This is a genomic window from Achromobacter sp. GbtcB20, assembly GCF_019091095.1.
In the GTDB taxonomy this organism is placed as follows: domain Bacteria; phylum Pseudomonadota; class Gammaproteobacteria; order Burkholderiales; family Burkholderiaceae_B; genus Achromobacter; species Achromobacter mucicolens.
In genome coordinates this window covers 237,685-254,980 of the sequence record NZ_JAGXJZ010000002.1, presented here as the reverse complement: position 1 = coordinate 254,980, position 17,296 = coordinate 237,685, and the positions used below count along the sequence as shown (strand labels likewise).

Sequence of the window (17,296 nt, the reverse complement as noted above, 5' to 3'; positions counted from 1 at the left end):
CATGACGTTCACGCTCAAGCAGGTCGAAACCTTCCGCACGGTCTACGAAACCGAAAGCGTTACCGCTGCCGCGCGGCGTCTGGACGTGTCGCCCGCAACCGTCAGCGCGACGCTGGCCGCGCTGGAAGCCAGCATCGAGCTGCGCCTTTTCGAGCGCGTGCGCCAGCGGATGCAACGCACGCCCGAGGCTACCCTCCTGTACGAAGAGATCCGCCGCCTGAATGTCGGACTGGAAAGCCTGGGACGCAAGATCCGGGCGATCCGCGGCGCCGCGCAGCCGCGGCTGCGGATCGGCTGCATCCACGCCTACAGCGGCGCCATCGTCACCGATGCCATCTCGCGCTTTCGCGTGCGCTACCCCGATACGCCGCTTTACTTGCAGATACGCGATTCCAACACCTTGCGCGACATGGTGGTGTCCGGTGAGCTGGATCTGGCGGCAGTGGCCGACGAGTCCGAACTGGAAGGGCTGCGCGGGCATCGTCTGGCAAGCTTGCGGGCGGTGGCGGTGTTTCCGGCCGGACACGCGCTGGCGCGGCTGGAGTCGGTGAATTTTTCGCAGTTGGCCGAAGTCGATGTGATTGCGCTGAACGCCGAGGACGGCTCGCGCAAGCGGCTGGATGCGCTGTTGCGCCAGGCCGGCCAAAGCTTGCGCGTCGCGATCGAGACGCCGTATTCCAGCACGGTCTGTCAGCTTGCGCTGGCGGGGCATGGCGTGGGCATCGCCAATCCGGCAACGGCGCTAGGCATGGAGGCTGCGGGACTCAGCTTCCGGCCGCTTCAAGCCCCCGTGCATTTCGAATGCCACATGATCGTGCATGGCAGCCGCCCCTTGTCCGAAGCCGGCAAGTTCTGGGCGACGTGCCTGCGCGCCGCCCTGGCCCCGCTGATCGATCGATTCGGCGTGTAGCGGTGGCGGTCAGCCCCGGCGCCCGTCCGAGGTCAGCATCAACACCACCGCCGACTCCGCGTCGAGCTTGCCGGCGCGCCTGAGCCGCGCCACGGCCGCCAGGGCGGCGGCCGACGATAATTCCGCACCCAGGCCCATGCGTTCAAGGCGCAGGCGCGCGTCGCCGGCTTGCGCATCGGATGTCTCCACCGGCATGCCGCCCGAGCGCGACAGCGCCTCCAGGGCCTGCAGCGTGCACGTGCCGCCCGCAATGGAGTATTGCTGTGTCGCGCTTTCCCACTGGCCCCGGGCATCGCCGGTCGTGAGTGCGCGTGACAGACGGGCGTAGGGTTCCACGGCGTGTAGCCGCGGCAGGCGCGTAATGCGGCCAGCCGCCAAGAGGTGCTGCCAGCCCAGGTAGATGCCCCACAGCAGGTCGCCGCGCGCCGTCGGCACGATGATGTCCGTGGGCACGCCGCAGTCGTCCAGGATCTCCTGGGCGATGGGCTTGTAGCCTTCAACGCCATAGGGGTGCGTGCCCACCGGCGGATTCAGGTAGTTCGTGCCCGCGAACGCGCCGTGGTTGCGGCACAGGTCGGCCACGTAGGGCCACCGGCCCAGGCTGTCTTCGAACGCCCGCAGCCGGGCGCCGAAGCGCTCCATGGCTTCGCGTTGCAGTGGCGGGCAGTTGCGGGTGATGGCGATGTCGGCCTCCAGGCCTGCCGCGGCGCAGTAGGCGGCCAGCGACACGCCCGCGTTGCCGCTGGAAGCCGCCGCCACGCGGGTGGCGCCAGCCAGCCGCGCGCGCGAGACCAGCTGCGCCGACATGCGGTCCTTGTGGCTGCCTGTGGGATTGGCGCTTTCGCACTTGAGCCACAACGCGCCCACGCCTTCTTCACGCGCCAGGTCGGGCGCGGCAAGGCAAGGCGTGCCGCCTTCGCCCAACGTCACGGGCGACAGCACGGGCAGGGGCATGACCTCGTCCACCGCGTGCGCGTCATACTGGCACTCCAGCGTGGCGGGGTGGCCGGCCGCCAGGCAAGCGGGACAGCCTTCGGGGTAGTCGCCTGCGGGCCAAAGGGTTGCGCAGCGGATGCAGCGCAGGCCGGTCAATCTGGGGTTCATCTGCATGAGTCAGTATCTTGTTGCAAGAGCGTCCAAGGGGAGGGCGGGGGCGACCTGCAGCAGGCAATCGCCGTCGTCGCTGCGCGCGATGGGTCGAAGGCACACCACCGTGCCGGCCTGCGGGCTGAGCAGGGCGCGCGGCGGGGCGTCGGGCCGTGCCGGTTCGATCAGGCGGCCGATGCGCTGGTGCGCGTCCACGGATTGTCCCAGTTCCACGGCGGGGACGAAGACGCCGGATTCACGTGACCGCAGCGTCGCGGCGGGCGTGTCGAGGTCGTAGAGGCGGACTTGCGCGGCGGAGGCGGGCGCCCGGCCATGCAGGAGCCCCAATTCGGCCAGGCAGCCCAGCAATCCGTCCCGGCAACGGTCCGCCAGTAACTGGCTGGTCTCTCGGCCGCCGCCGATCTCGGCAGACAGGCGCAGCACGCCGTGCCGGCTGGCTGCGGCGGGCATGGAACCGGCTTCGCCGCCGCGAAAGAACACGCAGTCGGGCAGCCCGAACGCGCGCGCGAGCGCGGGCAGGCGTTCGTCGTAGGGATCGTTGCCGTAGCGGGTGATGACCGACGACGGCAGGTAGCGCAGCGACGCGCCGCCGCTGTGCACGTCCACCAGGGCCTGTACGCGGGGCAGCAGCCGCGCTTCCAGGGCGGCTGCCACGCTTTCGGTATAGCCGCGCGCTGGTTCGCCGAGGAAGGCGCGGTTCAGGTTGCCGCCGTCAGACGGGGACAGCCGGGTGCCGGCAAGCGATGCTTCCGCGTTGACCGCGGGCAGCAGATAGACGGTGCCGCGCTGCAGGATGTCCGGCAACTGATGCCACAAATCCAGGATGGCGGCCTGGCCTTCCCATTCGTCGCCGTGCACGCCGGCGATCAGCGCGACGGCGGGTCCCGGGCCTGCCTCGATCCGCAGGACGGGGATCGTGATGCGACGGTATGCCGACGCGTTGGTGGCGGCGGCCACGGAAAAATCCTCGCGAGTTACGCTGGCCATGCGGGGGCTCCGGGGAAAGGTGTCGGACGCGCGGGGGGCGCGGGTCAGTCCAGCGTGGCGGCCTTGATGATGCTTTCCCACTTGGGCAGCTCCTTTTTGATCTGGGCCTGAACATCCTGCGGCGTGCCGCCCAGGGGCTCCTGAGAGCGGCTGCGCAACTCCCGGCTCACGGCGTCGGAGCGCAGCGCCTGATTCAGCGCGGCGTTCAGCCGCGAGATCGCGGCGGGCGGCGTGCCTGCCGGGGCCACCAGCGCGCTCCACGCGGACTGCTCGTAATCCGGATAGCCCTGTTCGGCCACCGTTGGCACGTCGGGATTGGACGCGGCGCGCTTGCGGGTTGTGACGGCCAGCGCGCGCAGGCGCCCGTCCTTCAGATTGCCGATCAACGGCGGCAGGTTTTCCATCATGGAATCCACATGGCCGCCAAGCAGGTCCGAGAGCTGCGCGGCGGTGGCCTTGTACGGAATCTGGCGCACGGCGGCGCCGGTCTGGGCAATGAAGAGCTTGACGCCCACTTCGCTGGTCGTGCCCGGGTCCGCCGAGGTCATGGTCAGGCGGTCTGGCTGCGCGCGGCTGGCCTCGATGAAGCCTTTCAGGTCCCGATACGGCGAGGCGGCGTTCACGACGATCACGTTGGGCGTCTCGGCAACCAGGCCGATGGGTTTCAGGTCACGGTCCAGGTCGTACATCTGCTGCTTGAAGAGATAACGGTGCAGCACCAGCGTGCCGACGTGGGCATAGCCGATGGTGTAGCCGTCCGCGGGGGCCCGGACCACGGCTTGCGTGCCGATGCGGCCGCCGGCGCCCACGCGGTTTTCAACGACGACCGGCTGGCCAAGCAGGCGGCTCATTTCCTGGCCGATGAGACGGGCCGTGATGTCGGCATTGCCGCCCGCGGCAGCTGGCACGATCAGCGTGATGGCGCGTTCGGGGTAGTCGGCGTGCGCGTGAGGCGCGGCGAGGCAAAGCAACAGGGCGGCAAGGCAGGCAGAGCGTTTCATGACGATTCCCGAGGCGTTGAGGGCTGCGCCATTGTGCGACTGCACGACGCAGCTGCCGTTTGGTTGAATCACATGGTTGTTTGCCTAAATCTAATTACTGTCGCCGTTTCGCCGATCGGCCTGTTTGCCCAATCCATGGCCCACCGCAGCCGCGCACAGCGCCACGACCGCGCCCAACAGGGCGATCAGTGCCGCGCCGTAACCCAGCGTGTCGATGCCGGCCTTCACCCAGCCGCTGGCAGCGTCGCCGCCGCGATAGACCACGGTGTCGATGACGTTCTTCGTCTTGTACTTGTCCTCGGGCGTGACTGCCGTGAACAGCATCTCGCGCCCTGGCCGGATCAGCGCATACTCGCCGGCGCGGCGCAGGATCATGGCGGCTGCCAGCACGGCGAACACGGGCAAGGCGGCCAGCGCCAGAAAGGCGACCGCCACCGCCAGCGGGACGGCAGTCAGCAGGAACCGCAATCCCAGGCGGGCGGCCACGCGCCCGGTGATGAAGATCTGCGACAGCAGTGCGAGCGTCTGCACGGTGAAATCCAGCGCGCTGAAGACCCGGATGCGCTGAGCGGTGTCGGGGAACGCGTCGGCGACCAGCCGCGCCTGTTCCATGTAGAGAAAGGTGTTCAAGGTGGCCAGCAGCACGACCAGCAGGGAAATGCCCAAGAGGTAACGGGACTGGAAGATGCGCGACAGCCCGGCCAGGATGCCGCCTTCGATGGGACGCTGCATGTCTGCAAGGCCGACGTCGGGCCGGGATGCGGCGCGCCAGGCCAGCAGCCATTGCTTGAGCGGCAGCGTGGCGGTCAGCAGCAGGGCCGACAGCACCAGCAAGCCCGCCGGGCCCAGCACGCCCGCCAGCAGGGCGCCAAGCAGCGGGCCGCAAAGACCGCCCGCGCTGGCGCCCGCGGCGATCAGCGCGAACAGCCGCTTGGCCGATTCCATGCGGAACACGTCGGCCATGAGGCTCCAGGCGATGGAGACGACGAACAGGTTGAACACCGATAGCCAGACGTAGAACGCGCGCGCGGCCCAGACGCTGCCGGGTTGCAGGTGGAGCCGGGCGGCAAAGCCCACCATCGTCAGCGCGAAGATGGCGTAGACCCAGGTCACCAGCGTGGCACGCGGCACGCGGTTGGATATCCAGCCAAACAGCGGCACGACGGCCAGCGTGGCAAGGAAGGTGGCGGTGAACAGCCATTGCAACTGGTTCACGCCCGCCTGGATCCCCATCGTTTCCCGGATGGGGCGCAGCATGAAATAACCGCAGAAAAGGAAAAAGAAGAACGCGAAGCCGCACGCGGCAGGCGCGAGCTCGGTTTCCTGGATGCCCAGCGCCCGTGCGGCACGGGCACGCCAGGACAGAGGGGCGGCCGCCATCGCGTCAGGCGAGCAGTGCGGCGATGCGGTCGCGCAGGGCGGCGTCGGGCTGGCGGCCAAAGCCGGCGCGCGCGTTGTCCGCCATGTTGGCGGGCTTGGACGTGGCGGGGATGACGGCCGTGACGGCGGGATGGCCAATGATGAACTTCAGGAAGATCTGCGCCCAGGAGGTGCAATCGATCTCGGCGGCCAGCTTGGGCAGCGCCACGCCCTTGACCTGGCGGAACAGCGCGCCGTCTTCGAACGGCCGGTTGATCAATACCGCGACGCCGTTGGCCTGGCACGCGGGCAGCAGGCGTTTTTCGGCGCTGCGCGAGGCGATCGACAGGTTCACCTGCAGGAAATCGGGCTTTTCCTTTTCGACCAGCTCGGTCAGGTCGTCGTGCGCATGGTCCGTGTAATGCGTGATGCCGATATAGCGCGTCACGCCCTGCTGTGTCAGATCGCGCAGCAAGGCGAGCTGGTTGCGGGTGTCGATCAGGTTATGGACCTGGATCAGGTCCAGCTTGTCGCTGCGCAGCGCCTGTTGCGACTCCCGCACCTGGCGCATCGCGGATTCGTGGCCGCGCGTGCTGATTTTGGTCGCCAGGAACACGCGCTTGCGCAGGCCGCCTTCGCGGGCCAGGAGGGCGCCGGTGACGGCTTCGGCCTGGCCATAGCTGGGCGCCGTGTCGATCAGGTTGCCGCCCGCCTTCATGAGCGTTTCAAGCACCTGGGCCAGCGGCGCCATGGCCGCGGCGTCGCCGGGCGACACGTTGAACGTGTCCGCGGTGCCCAGTCCCACCACGGGCAGGGTCTCGCCCGACGACGGAATCGGGCGCTTTAGCATGGCCTGCCCCGGCGTGGCTGCCCATGCCGGCCACGCGGCCCCCATTAGGGCTGCGCTGGCGGTGGTCTGCAGGAAGCGGCGGCGGTCAGGCATGGCAAGGCTCCGGCTATTCAAGAGGAAAGGGGGCGGCCCAATGAAAAAGGGCCTACATGTGCATGCAGGCCCTTTCGGTGCTGGTCTGACGACGGCGCGTTACTCGCGGTTGCCGCCGAAGATGCCCAGCAGCATCAGCAGGTTCGAGAAGACGTTGTAGACGTCCAGGTAGATGGCCAGGGTGGCCGAGACGTAGTTGGTCTCGCCGCCGTTGACCACGCGCTGCAGGTCCACCAGCATGAACGCCGAGAAGATCACGATGGCGAGCACCGAGATGGTCAGCATCAGGGCCGGCAGTTGCAGGAAGATGTTGGCCAGTGCCGCCACCAGGATCACGACCGCGCCGATGAACAGGAATTTCTGCAGTCCCGACAGATCGCGCTTGATGGTCGTGGCCAGGGTGGCCATGGTGCCGAACACGATCGCGGTGCCGCCGAACGCCGTCATGACGAGCTGCGAACCGTTGCTCATGCCCATCACGAAGCCAAGCAGGCGCGAAAGCATGACGCCCATGAAGAACGTGAACGCCAGAAGCAGGACCACGCCCAGCGAGCTGTTCTTGTTCTTCTCGATGGCGAACATCAGGCCGAAGGCGCCGACCAGGAAGACGATGGCCGACAGGCCGGGGCTGGCGCCCATGACGCGGTTGATGCCGGTGTAGAGGCCGACGGCCGCGCCCAGGACCGTCGGGATCAGCGACAGGGCAAGGAGCCAGTACGTATTGCGCAGGACCTGGTTGCGAGCGACCTCGCCCGGCGCGCCGGCGACCGCGCCGGAACGGTTAAAAGGGGACGGACGATATTCGTTCATGGAGAACTCCTGTATACGGCAAGTATGGTGATTGCCTAGAAGGCTTAGATGCGAAGGATACCTTACAGTTCCCTGAAGAATCCAGTCAGCCTTGCCTGACCTCATTGAGCACACGGGAAACGATAGCAGGCAATTCCGCATCCATGCGTGCCTGTAATTGCGCCACGGCGTCGGCAAGCGCCTGTCGCATGACCTGTTCCACCTCGGCCTGCAAGCGGGCGGCGAGCACGGTGGCGTCCGGCAGGGCGCGTAGTGCGGGGGCGGCGGGCGGCGGCTGGCACGCGGTCGGCGCCGGGCTGGCGGCTGGCGCAGCAGGCCCGTCGTCGTCGGCCACATCCGTCAGCACGGGAAACGGGTCGTGCTCGTAAACCGGGCCGGCCTCGTCGGCCAGTTCGGTCAAGAGCGGCGCATCGGCGTCGTCGTCCGCCGGGTCGTGGAACGAGGGCTCGGCGCGATGAGTCAGGGTGGGGATGCCGGGGTCGGGTGTGCGAGCGGGCATGGAAACTCCCGAGATTCTGGTGGACGCGGCGCGCGGGCGCGCGTGGGGGACGGTTCAGCCGCCTTGGGCCTTGCGGCTCAGGTCGTGGCTTTGCGGTACATGACCGGCCGTCTGGTAGGTGCGCCAGCGCTGCCTTGCCGCCTGCTTGTCGTCCGGATCGTCCGAGACGATTTCAAGGAGGCGTTCGAAAGCGTCGAAGCCGGGCGGGCAATCGTCGTCCAGATTCAGCAGCCAGGGCTGCGGCTGATCGGGCTGCCCTGCCGCCTGCAAGGCCTGCAGCGGCTCTCCTGCGGTAAGCACCACCGGCGTTTCAGGGGCCAGGGGATCGTTTGCCAACACGTGCGGCACGAACGCCGTGTCGTCGAACGCCCACAGCATCCGGTCGAACGCCGCCAGGCGCGAACCGTCTTTACAGTACACCACCAGCCGCTGGCCTGCCAGGACGCGCTTGCGCACGACCTGGCAGGCCATGCGCAGGCGGTCGGGCGCGCCGAATGCGAAATCGATGCGCGTCATGGGGCTTTTGGCGTCAGTCGCTTCAAACCTGGTCCAGCAGGTATTGCATCAGGAGCGGCACCGGACGGCCGGTCGCGCCCTTGTCCTTGCCGCCGCGCCAGGCCGTGCCGGCGATGTCCAGGTGCGCCCAGGGGTAAGCCTTGGCAAAGCGGGACAGGAAGCAGGCCGCGGTGACGGCGCCGGCCGGCGGACCGCCGATGTTGGCCAGGTCGGCGAAATTGGACTTGAGCTGTTCCTGGTAGGCGTCGTCCATGGGCATGCGCCAGGCGGTGTCCAGCGCACGGCGGCCCGCCGACGCCAGGGCGTCAGCCAGCGCGTCGTCCTTGGAGAACAGGCCGGTATTGACGTTGCCCAGCGCGACGACGCAGGCGCCGGTCAGCGTGGCGATGTCGATCACGGCAGACGGCTTGAAGCGTTCGGCGTAGGTGAGGGCGTCGCACAGGACCAGGCGGCCCTCGGCGTCGGTGTTCAGGATCTCGATGGTGAGGCCGGCCATGCTGGTGACGACGTCGCCCGGCTTGTTGGCCTTGCCGCTGGGCAGGTTCTCGCAAGCGGGAATCAGGCCGACGACGTCCAGCGGCAGTTCCAGTTCGGCCAGGGCGCGGAACGAGCCCAGCACGCTGGCGGCGCCGCACATGTCGTACTTCATTTCGTCCATGGTGGCCGCGGGCTTGAGCGAGATGCCGCCGGCGTCGAACGTGATGCCCTTGCCGACCAGCACGATCGGGCCTTGCGCGGACTTGGCGCCCTTCTTGGCGGTCTTGGCGCCGGCGTGGCGCAGGACGATGAAGCGCAGCGCTTCCTCGGAGCCGCGGGCGACGGACAGGAACGAGCCCATGCCCAGCGCTTCGACCTGCTTGCGGTCCATGACCTCGACCTTCAGCGACTTGAATTCGCGCGCCAGGCGTTTGGCGGTGTCGCCGAGGTAAGTGGGGGTGCAGACGTTGCCCGGCAGGTTGCCCAGCGTGCGGGTCAGCTCCATGCCGTTGGCGATGGCGCTGCCTTCGCGCAGGCCTTTCTGGGCTTGCGTGGCATCGGCGCGCTCGACGACCTGCACGATCTTCTTGAGCTTGGGGCGCGCGTCGCGGTCGGGCTTGCCGAAGCTTGCGTCGTAGTAGTAGGCCGCGCCGCCGGCCGCGATCGCGGCGCTGCGGGCGCGCGTAATGACGTCGACGCCGGCGATGGGATTGGCGACCAGCGTGGACACGCCTTCGGTGAGTTGGGCCGAGACGCAGGCCGAGGCAAATGCCTGTTCGGCCGACGCGTGAGTGCGGGCCGAATATTCATCCTGCTTGCCCAGGCCAACCAGGACGACGCGCTGCGCGGAGACGCCCGGCAGCGTGCGCAGCGTCAGGGTCGAGCCGGCGCGGCCGCGGAATTCACTTTTGACCACCGCACGGACGGCGCCATTGGAAGCGCGGTCGATGATGTCGGCGGCGGGGCTCAACACGCCGTCCGCGTACACGCCGACGGCGAGGGCGGCGGTTTTGACCTGGTGCAGGGAAGCAGTGGTCTGTGTGCTAAATTCCATGAGGGTTTCCCGTGTGCGTCTGTGTATGATGCGGTCGATTATCCCGCATATTCTCCCATGTCTCTATTCAAACGCTCTGTCGTCAGCGAGATCACCAGTCACGCTGGCGTTGTCTTTTCCACGTTGCTCGTCGTGTGGCTCAGCGTGCTTCTCGTGCGCCTGCTCGGCGAGGCCGCGGGAGGCAACATCGGAGCGGACGTGGTGGTGGTGCTTGCCGCGCTCTCTACCATCACCGCGCTGCCGACCATTCTGGCGGTCTCGATCTTCATTGCCGTGCTGACCACGGTCACGCGCAACTACCGCGAATCCGAAATGGTGGTGTGGTTTGCCAGCGGCCTGTCGCTGGCCGACTGGCTCAAGCCGGTGCTGCGCGTGGCGGTGCCCGTCGCGATCGCCGTGGCGGGGCTGACGCTGGTGGCCTCGCCCTGGGCCTACCGCCAGATCGGCGAATACCACGAACGCTTCGAGCAGCGCTCGGACCTGTCCAAGGTCACGGCTGGCCAATTCGCCGAGTCCTCGGGCGGCAACCGCGTGTTCTTTGCCGAAGACCCGGTCAATCCCACCGACGAACTTGGCAATGTGTTCGCGCGCGAGATCGGTCCCGAATGGCTGAGCGTGCTGACCGCGAGCAGCGCGCATATCGAAACCCTGCCCAACGGCGACCGCTTTCTGGTGCTGGGCGAAGGGCATCGCTACGACCTGAAGCCTGGCACGCCCGAGCTGCGCCTTGTGCACTTCGAAAAATACGGTCTGCGCCTGGAAAGCAAGGGGGGCGGCGACCCGGTGGCCGAGGCCCGCGCGGCGGCAGAGCGATCCTCGAAGGCGCGCAGCACGCCGCAACTGATCGAGGACAACACCAACAGCAGCTGGTCGCAGGTGATGTGGCGGATTTCGCTGCCGCTTGCGGCGCTGAATCTTGCGCTGCTGGCCATTCCGCTTGGCGCGGTGAATCCGCGGCTGGGGCGTTCGGGCGACCTGCTCATCGCCGGTCTGGTCGGTCTGCTCTACATGAACCTGATCAACCTGTCGCGCGCCTGGATCTCCAACGGCAAGCTCAGTTTCGGTCTGGGGGTATGGGCCATCCACGGCGCCGTCGCGCTGTTGACCGTCTTCCTGCTGATGCGCCGCCTGCGCGTCAAGGCGCCCAAGAACAACACCTAGCAAGACAGGCGCCGTCATGCGCGCCTGTCAGGGCAGATACTTCATCGTCCCGCGCCGGCCTGCCAGCAGGTCGGCGTTTCTCAAGACCGATTTGCGGATGAACTCCCACAGCGCGGTCACGCGCTTGAGCTTGCGCAGGTCTTCATGGCAATACATCCAGAACGAGCGCGTGATGGCGATCTCGCCTTCCAGCACCGGCTTTAGCCGCGGATCCTGAGCCGCGATGAAGCACGGCAGGATGGCAAGCGACTGGCCTTGCAGCACCGCGTGGTATTGGGCCACGACGCTCGTGCTGCGCAACACCACCTTGCTTGCCGGCAGCAGGTCTTCCAGATAGCGCAGGCGCTCGCTGAACAACAGCTCGTCCACATAGCCGATGAACGTGTGATCCGCCAGGTCGTCGCGGCGAGTGATGGGCGCATGGTTGGCCAGATAACCCGGCGTGCCGTACAGCCGCAACGTGTAGTCGCACAGCTTGCTGCACACGTACGGGCCGCGCTGCGGCCGTTCGATGGTGATGGCCAGGTCGGCTTCGCGCTTGGACAGGCTGACAAAGCGCGGCACGGGCAGGATGTCCAGCGTGATGTGCGGATAGCGCCGCTGGAAGTCGGCCGCGAGCGGGGTCAACACGTAGCTGCCAAAGCCTTCGGTGGCGCCGATGCGCAGGTGACCCGACAGCGCCTGTCCGATGCCGGACAGGTTTTCGCGCGCCGTGTGCACCACGCTTTCCATTTGCTCGGCGTGGACGAAGAGGCGCTGGCCGTCGTCCGTCAGCACGAACCCCGCGCTGCGCGACTTCTCGAATAGCAGCGTATCCAGCTCGGTTTCCAGCGCCCGGATCCGGCGCGACACGGTGGTGTGCTCCACGCCCAGCTTGCGCGCCGCGGCGCTGACGCGCTGGGTGCGGGCCACTTCCAGGAAATACCGCAGGCTGTCCCAATCAAGCAAGATCCGTCGCTCCAGGCCTCCGGCAGCATGTTGCGCCGGCGACATTTTTGTATGTGCACGAATGCACAAGGAATGTGCATTTCTGGTGTTGCTTGTTGATTTTCACACATCTACACTGGTTCGGCTGGCCTTGGGCTATGCCCTGGGACCGCAAGCCGCGAAGACGGCGCCAAAACGCTACTACTCAGCGCATAAAAACTCAGGAGACAAATCCATGAAATTGCACGCACGCGGGCTCGCCGCAGGCTTGTGTCTGGGCGCCGGTTTGATTGGGCAGGCCCATGCGGCGGACAAGCCGCCAGTGAAGATCGGCATTCTGACGGATATGTCCGGCACCTACGCCGGCATGGGGGGCGCAGGCTCGGTCGCGGCGGCGCAATTGGCCATCGACGACTGCCTTGCCGCGCAGTGCAAGGGCATGAAGATCGATCTGGTGTCCGCGGACAACCAGAACAAGGCCGACGTGGGCGCCGCCCGGGCGCGCGAATGGTTCGACCGCGACGGCGTCACCGCCATCGCCGACCTGACCAATTCCGCAGTCGCGCTCGCCGTGCAGGGCATTGCCCGCGAAAAGAACAAGGTCGTGATGTTCTCCGGCCCGGCCACCACGGCGTTGACCAACAAGGACTGCTCGCCGGTCGGCTTTCACTGGATGTTCGACACCTACTCGCAGTCCGCGGGCGGCGCCAAGGCCACCGTGCGCGAGGGCGGCAAATCCTGGTTCTTCATCACCGTCGACTACGCGTTCGGTCATTCGCTGGAAGCCGACACGGCCAAGGCGGTGAAGGCGCTGGGCGGCACGGTGGCCGGCAATGTGCGCCACCCGCTGAACGCGCCCGACTTCGCGTCCTATCTGCTGCAGGCGCAGAGCTCCAAGGCGCAGGTGGTGGCGCTGGCCAATGGCGGCCAGGACACCGTCAATGCGGTCAAGCAGGCGCGCGAGTTCGGCATCGTGGCAGGCGGGCAACGGCTGGTTTCCCTGCTGATCTTCCTGTCGGACCTGCGTGCGCTCGGCCTGGAGAACGCGCAGGGGCTGTCTTACGTGGATGGCTTTTACTGGGATTACGACGACGCCACGCGTGAGTGGTCGGGGCGCTTCGAGAAGGCGTTCCGCGGCCTGAAGCCCACGATGACGCAGGCGGGCGTGTATTCCAGCGTGCTGCATTACCTGCGCGCGGTGGCCGCCGCCAACAGCACCGACGGCAAGGTTGTCGCCGACAAGATGCGCGAGATCCCCATCAAGGATCCCATCATGCGCAATGCGTCGATCCGCCCGGACGGCCGCGTGATCCACGATATGTACCTGTACGAAGTCAAGAAGCCCGCGGACTCCAAGGGCGGCTGGGACTATTCGAAGCTGGTGGCCACCATTCCGGCGGCCGAAGCCTTCCAGCCCCTGGCCGATTCGACCTGCCCGCTGGTGAAGAAATAGCGCCAAGCCCGCGGGCGCTGTCCCGCGGGCGCGGCTCGATCCAAGAACGCGGATTTTCATCCGCATCGACTACGCAGTGTGAGGAGCAACAAAATGAGTGAAGTCCCGCGCGTTCCGCTACTGATCGGCGGCAAGCTTGTGCAGTCCAAAACCACCGAATGGCGAGACGTGATCAACCCCGCCACCCAGGAGGTCGTTGCCAAGGTGCCCTTCGCCACGCGCGAAGAACTGGACCTGGCCGTCTCCAACGCCAAGGAGGCCTTCAAGACCTGGCGCAACGCCGGGCAGGGCACGCGCATGCGCGTCATGCTCAAGTTCCAGGAACTGCTGCGCGCCAATACCGGCAAGCTGGCCGAGATGATCACCCGCGAACACGGCAAGACGCTGCCGGACGCCGAGGGTGAAGTCGGCCGTGGCCTGGAAGTGGTCGAGCACGCCTGCTCGATCGCCAACCTGCAACTGGGCGAGTACGCGGAGAACGCGGCGTCCGGCATCGATGTCTACACCCTGATCCAGCCGCTGGGCGTGTGCGCGGGCATCACCGCGTTCAACTTCCCGGTCATGCTGCCGTGCTTCATGTTTCCCATCGCCGTGGCGTGCGGCAACACGTTCGTGTTGAAGCCTTCTGAGCAGGATCCGACGTCGTCGCTGTTCCTGGCGGAATTGGCGCTGGAAGCCGGCCTGCCCCCGGGCGTGCTGAACGTGGTGCACGGCGGTCCTGAAACGGCCAACGGCCTGTGCGAGCACCCCGACATCAAGGCGGTGTCGTTCATCGGCTCGACCCGCGTGGGCACCGAGATCTACAACCGCGCGTCGGCCGCCGGCAAGCGCTGCCAGTCCATGATGGGCGCGAAGAACCACTGCGTGGTCCTGCCGGATGCCGATCCCGAAGTGGCGCTGAACCAGCTGCTGGGCGCCGCCTTTGGTGCGGCCGGCCAGCGCTGCATGGCCTCGTCCGTGGCGGTGCTGGTGGGCGAAGCCCGCAACTGGCTGCCCGACTTCGTCGAGCGCGCCAAGAAGCTCAAGGTCAACGCCGGCACGGATCGCGAAGCCGACCTGGGTCCGCTGGTGTCGCCCAACGCCAAGAAGCGCGTCGAAAGCCTGATCCAGAAGGGCGTGGACGAAGGCGCCAAGCTGCTGCTGGACGGCCGCAACCTGAAGGTGGCCGGCTTCGAGGAAGGCAACTTCGTCGGCCCGACCGTGTTCGACGGCGTCGCCGAGAACATGACCATCTACACGGAAGAGATCTTCGGGCCGGTCCTGTGCTGCGTCGGTGTCGAGACCCTGGAAGACGCGGTGGCGTTCATCAACCGCAACCCCAACGGCAACGGCGTCGCGCTGTTCACGCAGGACGGGGGCGCGGCGCGCTACTTCCAGAACAACATCGACGTGGGGCAGGTGGGCATCAACGTGCCGATCCCCGTGCCGGTGGCGTGGTTCAGCTTCACGGGTTCGCGCGGCTCCAAGCTGGGCGACCTGGGCCCCAACGGCAAGCAGGCGGTGCAGTTCTGGACGCAGACCAAGACGGTGACCGCGCGCTGGTCGGCACACGCCAAGACCGTGAACACCACGATCTCGATGCGCTGAAAGAGGGACGCCTTGCTCCTAAGCTTATATCGATAATTCATATAGAAAGGCGTTCTTATTACTTATAATTGGCCGGTCTATCAGGGGCCAATTAATGAACCTCCAGCAATTTCGTTTCGTGCGTGAAACCATCCGGCGCGACTTCAACCTGACTGAAGCCGCCCGGATGCTCTACACGTCGCAGCCCGGCGTTTCGAAGGCCATCATCGAGTTCGAGGACGAGCTGGGCATCAAGATCTTCGAACGTCATGGCAAGCGCATCAAGGGGCTGACCAAGCCCGGCCTGGCCGTGTCGCAGGTGATTGACCGCATCATGCGCGAGGTCGACAACCTGAAAAAAGTCAGCGACGAATTCGCACGCCGCGACGAAGGCGGCCTGGTCATTGCCTGCACCCACACGCAGGCGCGCTATCTGCTGCCCCGCGTGATCCCGGCGTTCCGCAAGCAGTTCCCCAAGGTTCACCTGTCGCTGGCCGAGGGCAGCCCCGCCCAGCTGGCCGAAATGGTGCTGCATGAACAGGCGGATCTGGCGCTGGCGACCGAATCGCTGGCGCTGACGCCGGGCCTGGCCACGCTGCCGGTCTACGCGTGGGAGCACACGGTGGTGGTGCGGCCCGATCATCCGCTGGCCGAGCTGACCTCCAGCGCCGCCAAGCGCCTGTCGCTGGCGCAACTGGCCGAATACCCCATCGTGACCTACGACCGGGCTTTTACCGGCCGCAGCACGATCGACGAGATCTTCGCCAACCAGGGCATTCATCCGGATATCGTGCTCGAAGCGATCGACGCCGATGTGATCAAGACCTACGTGGACGTGGGCCTGGGCATCGGCATCATCGCAGGCGTTGCCTATGATCCGCGCCGCGACTCGAATCTGGTCGGCCTGCCCGTGGGACACCTGTTCGGCACGCATACCACGCGCGTGGGCGTGAAGGCCGGCGTGTTCCTGCGCGACTACGTCTACACATTCCTGGAGATGCTGGCGCCGTCGCTGACCCGGGCCGTCGTCACCGACGCGGTGCAGGGCACGCCGAAGTAGCCCGCAACGCCGCAGCATGCGTGAAAAAGCGCGACGTCCTTACGACGTCGCGTTTTTTTTGCCTGCGATTCAGGCGGGGAGGGTGAGACGGCTATCCCATTCGACAAGCTCATAAAAATAATTAAATAAGAACTGATCTCATTTAAGTTGACGAAAAAATAGGAATCATTATCATTACATCCAGGCTCAACGACCCAGTGAGGTAAATCATGACGGCAGGACTTAGTGCAGTGGTAGTGGGCGCCGACCGCCTCGGCAATATTCCCGATCTGCTAAAAGGTCACAACATCTCGATCACGCACCACATCAGCGGGCGCGATCCCTCGCATCAAAAGAAGACGTTGCAACTACCTTCCGGCACGCAACTGGTCATTCTGCTGACCGATTTTCTTGGCCACAATGTCATGAAGACCTTCCGCAACGCGGCGCAGCGCGGCGGCATCCGGGTCGTGGCTTGTCGCCGTTCCGTGTGCAGCATGCAGCAAGCCCTGCAGCAATGCGGCCTGTGCCCGCGCGCCGGCACCGTTCATTGACGGGACGCGTCTTGCCGCGCATCCAAGACAAACTGGGGAGGCCGATACGGCCTGCGGCCTGATCGCCGCGAAGAGAAAAAACAAAAACGCCGCCGGACGGAAAGTCGGGCGGCGTTTTGCATTTGGACGATGGCGGCAGGTTGGCCTGCGTGCGAAGATGTTGCCCAGAAGACGGGCGGGGAAGAAGACGAGCCGTGGTCCGGCAGGGCGGTCAGTTGGACGCGCGGGCCGACGCCATCAGGGTGTTGTCCAGGCGGCGGGCGCCGTTGTAGCGCTTGGACCAGTAGGCCATGGTCATGCTTTCGACGCGCACCACGCCACCGGCGCTGGGCGAATGCACGAAGCGGTCGTCGCCCAGGTAGATGCCAACGTGGGAATAGCGGCGGCCCATGGTGTTGAAGAAGACGAGGTCGCCGACCTGCAGTTCGTTCTTGGCGACGGCCACGCCTTGCTGGGCGATTTCTGCGGCGTTGCGGGGCAGCTTCAGGCCCAGACCGCGTTCGGCCGAGTAAGCGACCAGGCCGCTGCAGTCAAAGCCGGTTTCGGGGGTACTGCCGCCGAAGCGGTAGCGGATGCCCAGGTGATTCAGGGCTTCGCTGACCATGGCGTTGTCGCTGCCGACACCCGAATGGGTGCGCTGGCGTTCACGCTTGAATTTCTGGACCACCAGCATGCCGATCGGGTCATCGGCGGTGGCAACCCATTCCATCTCGTAGGGATCGATCTCGGACGTATGGGCGGTTGACTTTTGACTAGTGCTTGCACAACCGGCCAGACCCGCAAAGCAAGCAACCAACGCGAGCATGCGCAGACCGCGCTTTGCATGGCCAGTGGTTGAATTGAATCGCGCGGGGTTGGAGTGTCGATGCATTCGCCTGGGGATGAATCACTGAATGACAGCAAAAACCCGCGCTTTAGCCGCGGATGGGGCCG

Annotated in this window: 17 protein-coding genes; 6 read left to right on the top strand and 11 right to left on the bottom strand. The window is 66.2% G+C overall.

Annotation, left to right across the window (positions count from 1 at the left end; translation table 11 throughout):
• Nucleotide 1: 1 nt before the first annotated feature.
• Nucleotides 2-910 (top strand): LysR family transcriptional regulator, encoded by a 909-nt coding sequence (locus KVT32_RS03950; protein ID WP_062840562.1) that lies wholly within the window; start codon nucleotides 2-4, stop codon nucleotides 908-910.
• 9 nt (nucleotides 911-919) lie between these two features.
• Here the strand turns inward: KVT32_RS03950 and KVT32_RS03945 are convergent, their stop codons facing one another.
• The 9 genes from KVT32_RS03945 to KVT32_RS03905 all read right to left on the bottom strand — a co-directional run bounded on the left by KVT32_RS03945 (nucleotide 920) and on the right by KVT32_RS03905 (nucleotide 9,663).
• On the bottom strand, nucleotides 920-2,020 hold the full coding sequence (locus tag KVT32_RS03945) for a pyridoxal-phosphate dependent enzyme (RefSeq protein WP_152383702.1): 1,101 nt from the start codon (nucleotides 2,018-2,020) through the stop codon (nucleotides 920-922).
• 3 nt (nucleotides 2,021-2,023) lie between these two features.
• Complete coding sequence (locus KVT32_RS03940) at nucleotides 2,024-3,004, bottom strand: succinylglutamate desuccinylase/aspartoacylase family protein (RefSeq protein ID WP_152383703.1); 981 nt, start codon at nucleotides 3,002-3,004, stop codon at nucleotides 2,024-2,026.
• A 44-nt stretch (nucleotides 3,005-3,048) separates the two neighbouring features.
• The gene (locus KVT32_RS03935) at nucleotides 3,049-4,005 is read right to left on the bottom strand and encodes a tripartite tricarboxylate transporter substrate binding protein (RefSeq protein WP_152383704.1); all 957 of its coding nucleotides are present in this window, start codon (nucleotides 4,003-4,005) and stop codon (nucleotides 3,049-3,051) included.
• Nucleotides 4,006-4,095: 90 nt separating this feature from the next.
• A complete protein-coding gene (locus KVT32_RS03930; RefSeq protein WP_152383705.1) occupies nucleotides 4,096-5,385 on the bottom strand; it encodes an NTP/NDP exchange transporter in 1,290 nt (429 codons plus the stop codon).
• Nucleotides 5,386-5,389: 4 nt separating this feature from the next.
• The gene (locus tag KVT32_RS03925; protein ID WP_152383706.1) at nucleotides 5,390-6,307 is read right to left on the bottom strand and encodes an aldo/keto reductase; all 918 of its coding nucleotides are present in this window, start codon (nucleotides 6,305-6,307) and stop codon (nucleotides 5,390-5,392) included.
• Between the two features lie 99 nt (nucleotides 6,308-6,406).
• On the bottom strand, nucleotides 6,407-7,117 hold the full coding sequence (locus tag KVT32_RS03920; RefSeq protein ID WP_056321955.1) for a Bax inhibitor-1/YccA family protein: 711 nt from the start codon (nucleotides 7,115-7,117) through the stop codon (nucleotides 6,407-6,409).
• A gap of 85 nt (nucleotides 7,118-7,202) precedes the next feature.
• On the bottom strand, nucleotides 7,203-7,616 hold the full coding sequence (locus tag KVT32_RS03915; RefSeq protein WP_152383707.1) for a hypothetical protein: 414 nt from the start codon (nucleotides 7,614-7,616) through the stop codon (nucleotides 7,203-7,205).
• A 54-nt stretch (nucleotides 7,617-7,670) separates the two neighbouring features.
• Nucleotides 7,671-8,132 (bottom strand): DNA polymerase III subunit chi, encoded by a 462-nt coding sequence (locus KVT32_RS03910; RefSeq protein WP_056321960.1) that lies wholly within the window; start codon nucleotides 8,130-8,132, stop codon nucleotides 7,671-7,673.
• Between the two features lie 22 nt (nucleotides 8,133-8,154).
• Nucleotides 8,155-9,663 carry a leucyl aminopeptidase gene (locus tag KVT32_RS03905; RefSeq protein ID WP_152383708.1) on the bottom strand — a complete coding sequence of 503 codons (1,509 nt, stop codon included), beginning with the start codon at nucleotides 9,661-9,663 and terminating at the stop codon, nucleotides 8,155-8,157.
• Between the two features lie 57 nt (nucleotides 9,664-9,720).
• Here KVT32_RS03905 and lptF point away from each other — a divergent pair, with 57 nt between their 5' ends.
• Complete coding sequence (gene lptF, locus KVT32_RS03900) at nucleotides 9,721-10,824, top strand: LPS export ABC transporter permease LptF (protein ID WP_056321967.1); 1,104 nt, start codon at nucleotides 9,721-9,723, stop codon at nucleotides 10,822-10,824.
• Between the two features lie 27 nt (nucleotides 10,825-10,851).
• Here lptF and KVT32_RS03895 read toward each other — a convergent pair whose 3' ends face one another.
• Entirely contained in the window at nucleotides 10,852-11,772 is a 921-nt protein-coding gene (locus KVT32_RS03895; protein WP_152383709.1) for a LysR family transcriptional regulator, read from the bottom strand.
• A gap of 214 nt (nucleotides 11,773-11,986) precedes the next feature.
• Between KVT32_RS03895 and KVT32_RS03890 the strand changes: the two genes are divergently transcribed.
• The 4 genes from KVT32_RS03890 to KVT32_RS03875 all read left to right on the top strand — a co-directional run bounded on the left by KVT32_RS03890 (nucleotide 11,987) and on the right by KVT32_RS03875 (nucleotide 16,363).
• Nucleotides 11,987-13,204 (top strand): ABC transporter substrate-binding protein, encoded by a 1,218-nt coding sequence (locus KVT32_RS03890; protein ID WP_152383710.1) that lies wholly within the window; start codon nucleotides 11,987-11,989, stop codon nucleotides 13,202-13,204.
• Between the two features lie 93 nt (nucleotides 13,205-13,297).
• Nucleotides 13,298-14,791: a CoA-acylating methylmalonate-semialdehyde dehydrogenase gene (locus KVT32_RS03885; RefSeq protein ID WP_056321975.1), complete on the top strand. Its 1,494-nt coding sequence runs from the start codon at nucleotides 13,298-13,300 to the stop codon at nucleotides 14,789-14,791.
• Nucleotides 14,792-14,885: 94 nt separating this feature from the next.
• Nucleotides 14,886-15,830 carry a CysB family HTH-type transcriptional regulator gene (locus tag KVT32_RS03880; protein ID WP_056321979.1) on the top strand — a complete coding sequence of 315 codons (945 nt, stop codon included), beginning with the start codon at nucleotides 14,886-14,888 and terminating at the stop codon, nucleotides 15,828-15,830.
• Between the two features lie 209 nt (nucleotides 15,831-16,039).
• Nucleotides 16,040-16,363 carry a DUF2325 domain-containing protein gene (locus KVT32_RS03875; protein WP_035212827.1) on the top strand — a complete coding sequence of 108 codons (324 nt, stop codon included), beginning with the start codon at nucleotides 16,040-16,042 and terminating at the stop codon, nucleotides 16,361-16,363.
• A 211-nt stretch (nucleotides 16,364-16,574) separates the two neighbouring features.
• Here KVT32_RS03875 and KVT32_RS03870 read toward each other — a convergent pair whose 3' ends face one another.
• Entirely contained in the window at nucleotides 16,575-17,234 is a 660-nt protein-coding gene (locus KVT32_RS03870; protein WP_056321982.1) for a C40 family peptidase, read from the bottom strand.
• Nucleotides 17,235-17,296 lie beyond the last annotated feature (62 nt).

What these genes read in the sequence shown, in the direction of transcription:
- KVT32_RS03950 (WP_062840562.1), top strand. Translation starts at nt 2, where the DNA reads ATGACGTTCACGCTCAAGCAGGTCGAAACCTTCCGCACGGTCTACGAA.
- KVT32_RS03945 (WP_152383702.1), bottom strand. Translation starts at nt 2,020, where the DNA reads ATGCAGATGAACCCCAGATTGACCGGCCTGCGCTGCATCCGCTGCGCA.
- KVT32_RS03940 (WP_152383703.1), bottom strand. Translation starts at nt 3,004, where the DNA reads ATGGCCAGCGTAACTCGCGAGGATTTTTCCGTGGCCGCCGCCACCAAC.
- KVT32_RS03935 (WP_152383704.1), bottom strand. Translation starts at nt 4,005, where the DNA reads ATGAAACGCTCTGCCTGCCTTGCCGCCCTGTTGCTTTGCCTCGCCGCG.
- KVT32_RS03930 (WP_152383705.1), bottom strand. Translation starts at nt 5,385, where the DNA reads ATGGCGGCCGCCCCTCTGTCCTGGCGTGCCCGTGCCGCACGGGCGCTG.
- KVT32_RS03925 (WP_152383706.1), bottom strand. Translation starts at nt 6,307, where the DNA reads ATGCCTGACCGCCGCCGCTTCCTGCAGACCACCGCCAGCGCAGCCCTA.
- KVT32_RS03920 (WP_056321955.1), bottom strand. Translation starts at nt 7,117, where the DNA reads ATGAACGAATATCGTCCGTCCCCTTTTAACCGTTCCGGCGCGGTCGCC.
- KVT32_RS03915 (WP_152383707.1), bottom strand. Translation starts at nt 7,616, where the DNA reads ATGCCCGCTCGCACACCCGACCCCGGCATCCCCACCCTGACTCATCGC.
- KVT32_RS03910 (WP_056321960.1), bottom strand. Translation starts at nt 8,132, where the DNA reads ATGACGCGCATCGATTTCGCATTCGGCGCGCCCGACCGCCTGCGCATG.
- KVT32_RS03905 (WP_152383708.1), bottom strand. Translation starts at nt 9,663, where the DNA reads ATGGAATTTAGCACACAGACCACTGCTTCCCTGCACCAGGTCAAAACC.
- lptF (WP_056321967.1), top strand. Translation starts at nt 9,721, where the DNA reads ATGTCTCTATTCAAACGCTCTGTCGTCAGCGAGATCACCAGTCACGCT.
- KVT32_RS03890 (WP_152383710.1), top strand. Translation starts at nt 11,987, where the DNA reads ATGAAATTGCACGCACGCGGGCTCGCCGCAGGCTTGTGTCTGGGCGCC.
- KVT32_RS03885 (WP_056321975.1), top strand. Translation starts at nt 13,298, where the DNA reads ATGAGTGAAGTCCCGCGCGTTCCGCTACTGATCGGCGGCAAGCTTGTG.
- KVT32_RS03880 (WP_056321979.1), top strand. Translation starts at nt 14,886, where the DNA reads ATGAACCTCCAGCAATTTCGTTTCGTGCGTGAAACCATCCGGCGCGAC.
- KVT32_RS03875 (WP_035212827.1), top strand. Translation starts at nt 16,040, where the DNA reads ATGACGGCAGGACTTAGTGCAGTGGTAGTGGGCGCCGACCGCCTCGGC.
- KVT32_RS03870 (WP_056321982.1), bottom strand. Translation starts at nt 17,234, where the DNA reads ATGCATCGACACTCCAACCCCGCGCGATTCAATTCAACCACTGGCCAT.